The sequence below is a fragment of the Candidatus Pandoraea novymonadis genome, from assembly GCF_003004665.1.
GTDB lineage: Bacteria > Pseudomonadota > Gammaproteobacteria > Burkholderiales > Burkholderiaceae > Pandoraea > Pandoraea novymonadis.
The window spans coordinates 750,068-762,781 of the sequence record NZ_MUHY01000001.1 but is presented as its reverse complement, the minus strand read 5'-3'; the positions used below and the strand labels follow the sequence as shown (position 1 = coordinate 762,781).

The 12,714-nt window shown below is 44.3% G+C and carries 9 protein-coding genes; 6 read left to right on the top strand and 3 right to left on the bottom strand.

The genetic code is table 11. The features are described 5' to 3' along the window. Positions 1-89 precede the first annotated feature (89 nt). Complete coding sequence (dnaN, locus tag BZL35_RS03190; protein ID WP_106182732.1) at positions 90-1,199, bottom strand: DNA polymerase III subunit beta; 1,110 nt, start codon at positions 1,197-1,199, stop codon at positions 90-92. A 280-nt stretch (positions 1,200-1,479) separates the two neighbouring features. Further along, complete coding sequence (gene dnaA / locus BZL35_RS03185; protein ID WP_106182731.1) at positions 1,480-2,940, bottom strand: chromosomal replication initiator protein DnaA; 1,461 nt, start codon at positions 2,938-2,940, stop codon at positions 1,480-1,482. A 575-nt stretch (positions 2,941-3,515) separates the two neighbouring features. On the opposite strand from dnaA, the gene rpmH reads away from it, so the two are divergent. The 4 genes from rpmH to mnmE all read left to right on the top strand — a co-directional run bounded on the left by rpmH (position 3,516) and on the right by mnmE (position 7,806). After that, the gene (rpmH, locus tag BZL35_RS03180) at positions 3,516-3,650 is read left to right on the top strand and encodes a 50S ribosomal protein L34 (RefSeq protein WP_106182730.1); all 135 of its coding nucleotides are present in this window, start codon (positions 3,516-3,518) and stop codon (positions 3,648-3,650) included. A 102-nt stretch (positions 3,651-3,752) separates the two neighbouring features. After that, on the top strand, positions 3,753-4,262 hold the full coding sequence (gene rnpA / locus BZL35_RS03175) for a ribonuclease P protein component (RefSeq protein ID WP_106182729.1): 510 nt from the start codon (positions 3,753-3,755) through the stop codon (positions 4,260-4,262). Positions 4,263-4,338: 76 nt separating this feature from the next. Beyond that, positions 4,339-6,303, top strand: coding sequence for a membrane protein insertase YidC (gene yidC / locus BZL35_RS03170; protein WP_106182728.1), 1,965 nt, complete (start codon positions 4,339-4,341; stop codon positions 6,301-6,303). 108 nt (positions 6,304-6,411) lie between these two features. Beyond that, complete coding sequence (mnmE, locus tag BZL35_RS03165) at positions 6,412-7,806, top strand: tRNA uridine-5-carboxymethylaminomethyl(34) synthesis GTPase MnmE (protein ID WP_106182727.1); 1,395 nt, start codon at positions 6,412-6,414, stop codon at positions 7,804-7,806. A gap of 474 nt (positions 7,807-8,280) precedes the next feature. On the opposite strand, the gene BZL35_RS03160 is transcribed toward mnmE, so the two are convergent. Continuing rightward, positions 8,281-9,012, bottom strand: a complete 732-nt coding sequence (locus BZL35_RS03160; protein ID WP_106182726.1) for a 16S rRNA (uracil(1498)-N(3))-methyltransferase — start codon at positions 9,010-9,012, stop codon at positions 8,281-8,283. A gap of 545 nt (positions 9,013-9,557) precedes the next feature. On the opposite strand from BZL35_RS03160, the gene tkt reads away from it, so the two are divergent. Both tkt and gap read left to right on the top strand, forming a co-directional pair. Then, positions 9,558-11,588 (top strand): transketolase, encoded by a 2,031-nt coding sequence (gene tkt / locus BZL35_RS03155; RefSeq protein WP_106182725.1) that lies wholly within the window; start codon positions 9,558-9,560, stop codon positions 11,586-11,588. A 27-nt stretch (positions 11,589-11,615) separates the two neighbouring features. Further along, a complete protein-coding gene (gap, locus tag BZL35_RS03150; protein WP_106182724.1) occupies positions 11,616-12,626 on the top strand; it encodes a type I glyceraldehyde-3-phosphate dehydrogenase in 1,011 nt (336 codons plus the stop codon). The last annotated feature ends 88 nt before the right edge of the window (positions 12,627-12,714 follow it).

Genomic DNA, 12,714 nt, shown 5'->3' with positions numbered 1-12,714 from the left:
GTGTGATTACTTATTTGTCACAAAAAATGGACAAACCTCTAGAAAACCCCAAAATTTGCTAGGCTCCTGTACATGTTGAGATACTGATCTTAAATGCGCATCGGCATTACGACATATTTGAATTCATCGCTATCAATCAACGTGATTAAGGCTGACGAATTTGCGTCGCCTAGGCTAATTTTGAGCTGTGTCACTTTAAGATTGGCAAGTACATCTAAAAGATACGTAACATTAAAACCAATTTCGAGTACATCACCACTGTAGTCGATTTCAAGCTCTTCTTGTGCTTCTTCGTTCTCAGCGTTGTTCGCACTAATTTTCAGTAGATCATCACTCACTGCAAAACGTACACCTTTGAATTTATCAGAGGTAACAATGGCCGCGCGTTGCAAAGAACGATAGAGCTTTTCACGGTTAATTACAAAACTATTCTTGTACTCGGCTGGAATTACTCGAGTAAAATCCGGAAATTTACCTTCCACAAGTTTTGATACAAGCTCGACCTGTTTAAAATGGAACTTAACTTGGTTCTGTGCGATGTCGATTTGCAGAGTGTCGTCGATGTCTTCTATTAAACGGTGTAGCTCTAGAATCGTCTTGCGCGGAATAATTACTTCTTGGAGAGTAGTAAATTTTTTGCCATCAATCTTTGTGCTGTAATAAGCTAAACGATGTCCGTCTGTCGCCACAACAATGATTTTTTCGCCGTCGACTATGAGTAACATCCCGTTCAGGTAGTAACGGATGTCTTGTTGCGCCATCGCAAAATGCACCATGGTCAGTAATTGACGAAATTTGCGTTGTGGCAACTTAAAGCTTGCAGTGTAATCTGTGACTTCGGCCATCGTTGGAAAGTCTTCAGAAGGCATCGTTTGTAACTGAAAACGACTTTTGTTAGCTTGCATTATTAGTCGTTTTTCAAACAAAGATATCGTTATCTCGGTGTCAGGCATAATGCGGAGAATGTCTAGTAATTTACGCGCTGCTACTGTGGTGGCAACTTCACCTTTACCAGCTCCGCAATCTGCTGTCGTGGTGATTTGCAACTCAAGATCGGTAGAGAGGAAAGAAATGTCCGGTCCTTTTTTACTGATTAGCAAATTGGCCAGAATTGGCAACGTGTGGCGACGCTCAACGATCCCGCTTACGACTTGTAATGGCCTGAGCAGTGTATCTCGTTGCGTTTTGACCAACTGCATATGTATCCTTTTTAGTAACTATTAACCTGGTAAAACACTGACTCCTCGTAATTTTCTTGCCCATTAATAAATAGTGGCCGGGATAATAACAAGAGAGGCTGAGGAGTACATCAGCATTGTGCCTTAAAATTCCATTTTATCCAAAATCACACTGAACGTAGCCACCATCAATATGAAGGTGGTCATCATCCATTTTTTCAGCATGCCTTCATACGGATTTTTATGCAAAATAGACAGTTTTTAGTACTTATATTTTATCTTTGATCTTCGATGCATAATTTCATCCTTTGAGAGTTTGCTCTAGCACATGCAACTCGTGATTTAGCTGCATATCCTTACTTCGTTCATTCGCAATTTTTCGAACAGCATGCAACACGGTTGTGTGATCACGTCCACCGAACAATTCACCAATTTCTGGTAAGCTCTTCTGCGTTAATTCCTTCGCGAGGTACATCGCAATTTGACGCGGACGAGCGATATTTGCCGGACGTTTTTTCGAATACATGTCTGCCACTTTAATATTATAAAAATCTGCAACGGTCTTTTGAATGTTTTCGACCGAAATCTGGCGGTTCTGAACCGTCAGTAAATCTTTCAGTGCTTCTTTAGTTAACTCGATTGTAATTTCTCGAGCGTGAAACTTTGAATATGCCAAAATTTTACGTAATGATCCCTCGAGTTCTCGTACATTCGATCTAAGATGTTTCCCGACAAAAAATGCCACATCCTCTGATAGGTCAACACCCTCGGCTTTTGCTTTCTTGATCAGAATTGCTACGCGCATTTCGAGCTCGGGTGGTTCGATGGCGACTGTCAGTCCTGAATCAAAACGCGATATGAGGCGATCGTCGATACCTGTGATTTCCTTTGGATACGTATCACTGGTTATAATCACCTGCGCACGATTTGCAATCAGTGCTTCGAATGCATAAAAAAATTCTTCTTGCGTACGACTTTTCCCGGAAAAGAACTGAATATCATCAATTAGGAGCAAATCGAGCGAATGGTAATAACGTTTGAACTCGTCGAAAGCTTTACGTTGATATGCCTTCACTACGTCTGAAACATACTGTTCTGCATGAATATAACGAATCCGGGGATTTTTTTTGTCTTGTAATAATTGATTGCCAATTGCATGAATCAAGTGTGTTTTGCCAAGACCGACACCACCGTAGAGGAAAAGAGGGTTGTATGATGTGCCTGGGTTGTCCGCCACTTGAACTGCCGCTGCACGTGCAAGTTGGTTCGATTTGCCTGTGACAAAATTATCAAAGGTCAGCACTGTGTTAAGCCTGGATCGTTCATAAATTGATTCAATCTCATTATTGAGAGCCGGCACTTTTGCTGGAACACGCCAGTTACGACTTAATACATTGGCTTCGCTCGCTTCTAAATTTGCATGCTCACCATCTATAAACGTATCAGGCGAGGCCACATTCATGTTGACATTCGGTGTAACAATAGGGCTTGATACCGGTGTTGCGGCGAAACCTGTTTTTGTTTCTAGCACGAAAACTACTTTGATAGGTGCATCCCAAAATTTAGTGGCCATGTCTCGAATACGTTCGGAGAACTGGCTCTTGACCCAATCAGCTTTGAAACGATTTGGTGCGCTAATTTTGAGTGTGCGTGATGTCTCGTCAAAATCTACAAGTGTGAGCGGCTTAATCCACGTCCGAAATTGCTGGGGAGTGAGTTCTTGCTCTAGGTGGGTGGCACAGTGTTGCCAAAAATCATCCATGCAGCGTGTGTTTCCAAAGGGACAGAGATTGCCAGCTCGATTTCCTCTTTCATCAATTTGGAAATCGACTCTGGTAAGCTATTTGAATCAGTGAATGCAGACTACCGGTCATGCTCTTACATGTTGCCGAGTGCGGTATGTAGTGATAGCTTGAAATATCTCAACAAACCTTACTTTGTCGATTATCAGCATCAGCAGACGGACAAAAACAGAACACTATTTATAATGTGACGTTACCGGAAAGTCTGCGAATTAATTTTTTAGCTTCCAATTTTACCGCCAAAGTGCTTAGAAGGCGAGTTATCCACAGGGAATTGTTTGCGCTCGGCATAAAAAATAGCAGATGAATAAATAAACCAACTTGGTTTTCGCAAAAGCATTTCTTAATGCCGGCCCATGGCATGGGATATTGAGATGTTGACACAGAATAGGAAAAGCGATTAAATGGAGGGCTAGTTATAAAAGCCCTCCAACTTTTCCTCGATTTTACTGTTACAGGTAAGATATATTGAAGTCTGGATTTTTGCCTGTTGCGCTGACTAAATTTTCCAGATTTTTTACCCAGTGAGTGGATAATGAAACGTACTTATCAACCTTCCGTGACGCGTCGTAAGCGTACTCATGGCTTCTTGGTCCGAATGAAGACCCGTGGAGGCCGCAAGGTTATTTCTGCTCGTCGTGCTAAAGGGCGTCACCGTTTGGCTGTCTAAGTTGGCTTTGGCTAACTTAGACGCAGTCTTACTCCTTGGATTTTTTGTGTGAATTCCGTAAAGCACGAGGAGGAGGATATTACAGCTTGCTTCCCGAGGGCCATGCGGCTTCTCAAAACGGATGAGTTTTCATCCGTTTTTCGTTGTCGTTCTTTGCGTCGTTCTGCGCATTTCGTGTTGTATATGAGACCGCGTGAGCACTTTCATTCACCCATCGTGAGAGCTTTTTTTGAGAGTGATGAAGCAAAATTTTCAAAAACGTCACTGTCAGGAATAGGTGAAGCACTCATGATCGAAAAGATGAACGAATCCTGTGTTCCTAATATTGCTCATGTCAGTCTAAATATGGGCCGCATTGGGATTGTGATTGGAAAAAAACATGCGCCGTGCGCTGTGACGCGAAACTTGATCAAGCGTCAAGCACGAGAGATGTTTCGTCGACGCAGTGCTGAATTGGCTGGATGGGACTTCGTGTTGCGGCTTGCCTGTCGCTTCGATAAAGGCGCTTACGAAGCTGCCGGCGCGCCTGTTTTGAAAACATGGGTGAAGACGGAATTTGAACAGCTTTTTTCTGAGGTGCTCGATCGAGCGTGTTGTGACAAACCTGCCTGAAATTCGATTGGTATCCAATTCCTCGAAACAGGTGCAGTCGACTAGGCCTTAAAACTGGATTGAGAGGCGTATCGAAATGCGAAGCGTGTTATTGTGGATCTTGCGGGCTTACAAGCTAGCGATCAGTCCTTGGCTGGGTATGCGTTGTCGCTTTTATCCGAACTGCTCTGATTACGCACGCATGGCACTTAAAACGCATGGTACAGTCTATGGGACTTATCTTGCCGCACGGCGATTGTTTCGCTGTCATCCATTTCATTCAGGTGGTCTCGATTATGTGCCACCGACCAAAAGCGTTGACGCTTGCCCAGACGATGGAGTTTGTACCCGCCTATCTCTTCCTGTTCGTCGAACCTGTCTCATCGGCGCGGCTTGCAGGCCTTTCCTGATTGCGTCCAATAAGAGTTTCCGCATGGACATGAAACGTACCATACTTTGGAGTATCTTCGCCCTGTCAATAGTTCTGCTTTTCGATAACTGGCAGAAGGCGAATGGCCATTCATCTTTGTTCTTTCAAACACCTGAAGTTGCAACTTCAGCAATGGAGAGCAGGAGTAAAGTCGCAGTGAATGAATTGCCATATATCACGCCAGGCAATGTTTCTATTGGTGAGGCATCAAAAAAATTGCGTGTCAAGACCGATGTGTATGACTCGGAAATTGATATGCGAGGAGGTACGTTCTCGTACCTTGCTCTCACTCAATGGAGGGGCGACGGTGAGCTTGATAAGCATGTCTTATTATTCAATAATACCCCCACACACACGTACCTTGCTCGTTCAGGTTTGATCGGCGGTGATTTCCCGAATCACAATGATACATTTACGCAAGTGCCAGGTCCTACAGAAATGACCGGCGATACACTTACGATTAAGCTGCAGTCTGCGGAGAAAGGTGGTTTGCAACTCATTCGTTCCTACATATTTCATCGTGGTAGTTATGTAATCGACGTTTCAAATCAGATCATCAACGTTGGAACTGTTGCTGCAAAACCAACGCTCTACATGGAGTTGGTGCGTGATGGTAGCGAGATTAGCGGCGCAAAGTTTTCGCACACGTTTACAGGTCCGGCTGTTTTTAGTACACAAGACAAGTTCCAAAAGATCTCATTTAGCGATATTGACAAGGATAAAGCCACCTATAACAAACATTCCACTGATGGTTGGATCGCGATGGTGCAGCATTACTTCGCATCTGCATGGATTCCTAAGGAAAATACAGACCACGATAACTATATCAACAAACTGGGCAACGATTTGTATCGTGTTGGTATGAAAACGTCTGTTGCTAACATTTCTCCTGGACAATCGGCGACGGTTGATGCGCGTTTATTTGCTGGTCCTCAAGAAGAGCATATGCTAGCTAAAATTTCGCCGGGATTAGAACTGACAAAGGATTATGGTTTCTTCACAATTCTAGCTAAGCCTTTATTTTGGTTGCTCTCGAAGATCTACAGTATCCTCGGAAATTGGGGCTGGGCGATAGTTGCAGTGACCGTTATCATTAAACTGATTTTCTTCCCACTCTCAGCTACAAGTTATCGATCGATGGCACGTATGAAGGAAATTACGCCCCGCATGCAAGCTTTGCGTGAGCGTTATAAAGGCGAACCCCAAAAAATGAACGCCGCCCTCATGGAGCTATATAAGATTGAAAAGGTTAATCCATTTGGGGGATGTCTGCCGATTTTGATTCAGATTCCAGTTTTCATCTCTCTGTATTGGGTTTTGCTGTCGAGTGTGGAAATGCGTGGCGCACCCTGGCTAAGTTGGATTCACGATTTATCGACGCCCGATCCCTTTTATATTTTGCCGGTGCTGATGGCAGTGTCGATGTTCATCCAGACTAAACTGAATCCGACACCGACGGATCCAATGCAAGCAAAGATCATGATGTTTATGCCCTTGATTTTTTCGATTATGTTTTTATTTTTACCATCAGGTTTGGTATTGTACTACGTGGTAAATAATATTTTATCCATAGTACAGCAATGGTCTATCAACCAGATGTTAGAAAAAAAGAAAACAAACAAGTTTATTTGACACGGCAAATTACCTAGAAAAATTTTTCCGCTCGCGGGTCTTTTCTCGTGGGCGATTTTATTTTTTGCAGCTGAAATTGGATTGTATTTAAAAAAGCATATTGCCCCTATGAGTAATACGAATATTTCTGTACCGATTGCCGCCATTGCTACTGCCTGTGGACGAGGAGGCATTGGCGTCGTGCGCGTTTCATTCGGTACACAGCGTGGCTATGCCGTGCAGGAGGTAATTAAAAAACTCGTTGGTCAAGTGCTTAAACCTCGTCATGCTTCATATCTGCGGTTTTTGGATGGTATCGGGAGCACCTTAGATCAAGGGATTGCACTGTATTTTCCAGGGCCAAATTCTTATACAGGTGAAGATATGTTGGAGCTGCAGGGGCACGGTGGTCCGATTGTTTTGAAATTATTGTTGCAACGCTGCTTGGAGGCTGGTGAAACGTTAGGAATTCGTCTCGCATCCCCAGGTGAATTTACGCATCGTGCTTTTTTGAATAATAAGCTGGATCTAGTGCAAGCTGAAGCCGTCGCAGATTTGATTGAGGCAAGCACAGAAGCCTCAGCACGTTCGGCCAGTCGATCTTTGGAAGGCAGGTTTTCAGAAGAGATTCATCAATTGGTTGATCGGGTTATTAATTTGCGCATGTTAGTAGAAGCGATACTAGATTTTCCAGAAGAGGAAATCGATTTTTTTGAAATAGCAGATGCACAGGGACAGTTATCCAGTATTCAAATGCAATTAGACCGCATACTCGCTCATGCAAAACAGGGCGCTTTATTACGTGAAGGGTTGAGTGTGGTACTTGCAGGGCAGCCAAATGTCGGAAAGTCCTCGCTAATAAACGCATTAGTTGGGACAGAATTGGCTATTGTGACACCGATTGCAGGTACTACGCGTGATAAGGTCCAGCAAACCATTCAAATAGATGGAATTCCACTGCATATTATTGATACGGCTGGCCTGCGTGAGACGCATGATGAGGTGGAATTAATGGGAATTGCGCGCAGTTGGGGTGAAATTGCGAAAGCAGATATAGTGCTGCATCTTCTTGATGCTCGTGTTGGTATGACGGACGAGGATGAAGACATCGCTAAGCGTTTGCCAACGGGTGTGCAGGTTATCCGCGTGTTAAATAAAATCGATTTGCTCAGTGAGCCTTCGGCTGTCACTCACGCATATGCTGACCTGCCGATGTCAATACTGTTGTCAGCAAAGGAAGGGAATGGGATTGACTTACTACGGGAAGAGCTGTTAAAGATTGCTGGCTGGCAAACGGGGAATGAAGGTTTATTTTTGGCGCGTGAACGTCATCTTGCGGCTTTGCGTGAAGCACGTGCGCATACTGAAGCTGCCGCTGCTCACGTCATACAGAATGGAGGAGTACTCGAGCTATTCGCGGAGGAACTTCGGCTCGTACAAGAACAACTAAACGCTATCACCGGCGAATTTACGTCCGACGACCTGCTAGGCTTGATTTTTAGCCGGTTTTGTATTGGTAAATAGTGGAAATATATTTTTCTGTTGTAGGTTTGCATGACTTTTTTCATTAATGATTTTATCTCCGTAAATTCTCTCAGTATCAAAGCTAAGAAAAAGCAGAAATTAATCAAAATATTTCTTTTTCTCTCAGGTTGGGCTGTTACTAACCACTAGGCTTTCGTATCGGTTATGGCGCTTAGGAGACTTGATTCTGGCTTTTGCTCGTTTCTTTAATTTGACTAAAAACACCTATAGAAAAGCTTTCTTATGATTACAGTGTTTTTAGGAATTCTGGCCAGATCTTTGTCGTGTAGGAACTTGCTGGTATGGATCGCGAGATCATCTATCATATGGCTTTTTGTGTTGGCTTCACTATCGCGCTAGAGATGACCTCCAATATTATCATTATCGAGGAAAATCCATCTCCATCGTGGCGAGAAATGACTGCGAGAAACTGTGCGTCATCACAAATAACATCACACAACATGATTCTGGCTATCACCACCCTCCCCAGCGGGCGGCTAGCGCAGCCAGTACCGCCACACTGGCGGTTTCTGTGCGCAAGATCCGTGCGCCTAAATGAATACAAGTGAAGCCATTTGCTTGTGAGGCGGATTCTTCGGCCTCGGATAAGCCACCCTCAGGACCGAAAAGTAACACCCCGGGGGAGTGTGGAGCCTGTATTGGTAATATTTCGAATCCTTCTGAGGCCTTTGGCGACAATAATATGCGCCACTGAAAATCTTTAGAGCTTGAACTGAGCCAGCGAGTGAGTGTTTGTATTGGATTGATCGATGGGATGCGGTTTCGTCCGCATTGTTCGCAAGCAGCTCGTACCAGATTTTGCCAATGTGTAACACGTTTGATAGCTCGTTGACCAGAAAGTTGTGTAACGGCACGTTCGGTTGTTAGCGGTTGTATTGCAGAAACGCCGAGTTCGACTGCTTTTTCGATGATCCAATCCATCTTTGTACCACTGGCAATACTTTGGGCTAGCGTGATGTGATACGGTGACTCGGCTTCGCGTATGATGTATTCAATAACCTGTGCAGTTGCCTGTTTTTTGCAGATATTAAGTAAAATGGCGCGATATTCCCCACCGGTGCCGCTGAACAGAGTAATGATATTACCTTTTTGAAGGCGCAGAACCTGGATGTGGTGGACGAGATTTCCAGGTAAATTGATTGGTAAACCAACCTGAAGGTCCGCATCGATAAAAAATCGTGGCATAGACTGACGTCAACCGTAATATGAGACATATCGGAAAATAACAGCAGATTTCCTGAAAATTTTTTTAGTACTAAAATTCGTATTTTTTCGCGCTAAATGCGCGATTTTTTTCAAAAAATTGCATCTGTAGCTAGTTTAAGGTTTTAAATTGACAGGGTTGGTTCCAAAAAATTAAACATAAATAGAAGCAAAAAATCTGCATTTTCAGTGTGTCAAAAAAATTTTGGATCAGATCAAGATGACTACCCTTCTTTTTTAATTTTTAAATGTGTACCCGAACCGGTTCTGGAAAAGTAGAAGCATACACAATATGCTCAACTTGAGCTATCAAGCGTAGATTTTATATGAATTTATGTACAACGTTCTCTTTGTTTATGACTCATTTATTTGTGAGATCACGACCAACTGTCGAAATTAGTCAATAGACTCCTCACGCAGTAATGCGTGTATCTGGTAAACTGAAGGGGTTTCTCAGTTTTTTGATTTCTTATTTATACGCAACTTAGAGTTTCCGCGGGTAAATCACGCTCCTCCGATTGGTCACTATGACGAATTTTTATTCTTCCGTTTCTGCTACGCTGATGGCTAATGCCATTCGTGTCCTTTCCATGGACGCCGTTCAACAGTCCAATTCCGGTCATCCTGGGGCCCCGATGGGCATGGCTGATATCGCGGTAGCGTTATGGGGGCGCCATCTTAAACATAATCCGGTTAATCCCCATTGGGCCGACAGAGACCGCTTCGTATTGTCGAATGGGCATGGATCAATGCTGATTTATTCCTTATTACATCTCAGCGGTTATGATCTATCTATCTCAGATTTGAAAAATTTTCGTCAGCTTCATAGCAAGACACCTGGTCATCCGGAAGTGGGTGTTACGCCTGGGATAGAAACGACCACTGGTCCACTTGGGCAAGGTATGGCCAATGCTGTTGGATTTGCATTAGCCGAAGCATTGCTGGCCCAAGAGTTTAACCGGCCAGATTTATCTATTGTCGATCACTATACGTATGTTTTCCTTGGGGATGGTTGCCTAATGGAAGGTGTTTCACACGAGGCTTGTTCACTGGCGGGTACGTTGCGTTTGAATAAATTGATTGCTATTTACGACGATAACGGTATTTCGATCGATGGTGACGTGGAGTACTGGTTCGCTGATGATACCCCGAAGCGTTTCGAAGCCTATGGCTGGAATGTGATTCGCAACATCGATGGCCATAATATCGATGCGGTCGATGCAGCTATTGCGAAAGCTCGTAATAGCGATCGCCCGACGTTGATTTGCTGTAAGACTCTTATCGGAAAGGGTGCTCCGAACAAGCAAGGGGGGCACGATGTCCATGGTTCGCCACTCGGTCCCGATGAGGTCGACGCGACGCGTGCTGCTCTAGGCTGGTCACACATACCTTTCGAAGTGCCAGCCCATGTCTATGCTGCTTGGGATGCGAAGGTTGCCGGCGCTAAGGCAGAAGCGGCTTGGAACGATAAATTTAACGGTTACACTAAGCAGTATCCGACGCAGGCCTCTGAATTCCTCCGTCGTATAAAGGGTGAATTACCAGCTGATTGGAAGTCGAAAACAGATAAACTGATTGCTCGTATCGATGAAAAAGGAGAGACTGTCGCAACGCGAAAAGCTTCTCAGTTCGCGATTGAAGGACTTGCTGCTGTATTGCCTGAATTTCTTGGTGGTTCGGCTGATTTGACAGGTTCAAACCTGACAAATTGGAAAGCTAGCAAAGCAGTTCGAGTAGCGCATGAGAAAGGTGTCAAGTTCGGTAATTACATTAATTATGGTGTGCGCGAGTTTGGTATGAGCGCTATTATGAATGGTATCGCACTGCATGGTGGTTACATTCCGTTCGGCGGTACATTTTTGACTTTCTCTGATTATAGCCGTAATGCGTTACGTATGGCTGCACTGATGAAAACTCGCTCAATTTTTTTATTCACCCACGATTCGATCGGTCTAGGTGAAGATGGCCCGACCCACCAATCAATTGAGCATGTATCTAGCTTGCGTTTGATTCCGCAAATGGATGTTTGGCGGCCTTGTGACACTGTGGAATCTGCGGTAGCGTGGGTTCACGCTATTGAACGTAATAGAGCAGTTGATCGTGGTCCAAGTGCGTTGATTTTTTCCCGTCAGAACTTGCCGTTTGTTCCGCGTGATGATAAAAAAATCGCAGCGATCCATCGGGGCGGATATGTTTTACATGATGCTGCCAATGTCAAAGTTGTGTTGATTGCCACGGGCTCAGAAATCGATTTGGTACTGAAAGCCGCTGAACTCTTGGCGGTTGAGAATGTGGGTGCAAGGGTTGTATCAATGCCATCGACGAATGTGTTTGATCGTCAGGATAAGGAGTATCGTGAAAGTGTGTTGCCGCATGGTTTACCACGTGTGGCGGTTGAGGCTGGTGTTACTGATTTCTGGCGCAAATATGTTGGCCTTGAAGGTCGGGTAGTGGGTATTGATACCTTTGGTGAGTCGGCTCCCGCTGAAATATTATTCAAGCACTTTGGTTTTACTGTTGCCCATGTGGTTGCAACGGTCAAGTCCGTACTGGACTGATTCCATTTGATTTAACGGAGAACCTCTATGACCATTCGTGTAGCTATCAACGGCTATGGCCGCATTGGCCGCAACGTTTTACGTGCCCACTACGAAGGTGCTAAAAAGCATGATATCGAAATCGTCGCCATTAACGACCTCGGCAATGCAGAAACTAATGCGTATTTGACGCAGTATGACACAGCACACGGAAAATTTCCGGGCACGGTGTCGATCGGTGTTGATTCTATGATTGTCAATGGCGACAAGATTCGCGTGTTGGCGAAACGCAACCCTGCCGAATTGCCTTGGGGTGAGTTGGGAGTAGACATTGTACTCGAATGTACAGGTTTTTTTACCTCAAAGGAAAAATCCAGCGCTCATCTGAAGAGTGGTGCGAAAAAGATTATTATCTCCGCGCCAGGTGGGAATGATGTCGACGCAACAGTTGTGTTTGGTGTTAACGAGCATGTTTTGAAATCCACACATACGGTAATTTCGAATGCATCGTGTACGACTAATTGTTTGGCGCCGTTGGTGAAACCATTGCATGAGAAAATTGGTGTTGAGAATGGGCTGATGACTACGGTCCATGCTTACACTAACGATCAAGTTCTAACTGACGTTTACCATGAAGACCTACGCCGTGCACGTTCGGCGACCATGAGCATGATTCCGACGAAAACCGGTGCAGCATCGGCGGTCGGTTTGGTAATGCCAGAATTGAATGGCAAGCTGGATGGTTTTGCCATTCGCGTGCCAACGATCAACGTTTCTGTTGTCGATCTGTCTTTCATCGCTGCGCGCGAAACAACAGTTGATGAAGTTAATACAATTTTGAAGGATGCAGCTGAAGGTCCGTTGAAGGCAGTCGCTACATATAACAGTGCACCCCTAGTATCTATTGACTTCAACCATAATCCTGCTTCTTCAAACTTTGATAGCACCTTAACCAAAGTGTCAGGTCGTTTGGTCAAGGTGACTTCGTGGTATGACAACGAGTGGGGTTTTTCAAACCGTATGCTTGACACCGCTGTTGCTCTGATGAATGCTAAGTAATAAATAAAGAATCAATCATGTGACTGTTTTAATTTTTCCATAATTCTTGATTTGGTAATGATAGTCAGCATCTCCTTCAGATCTTTTG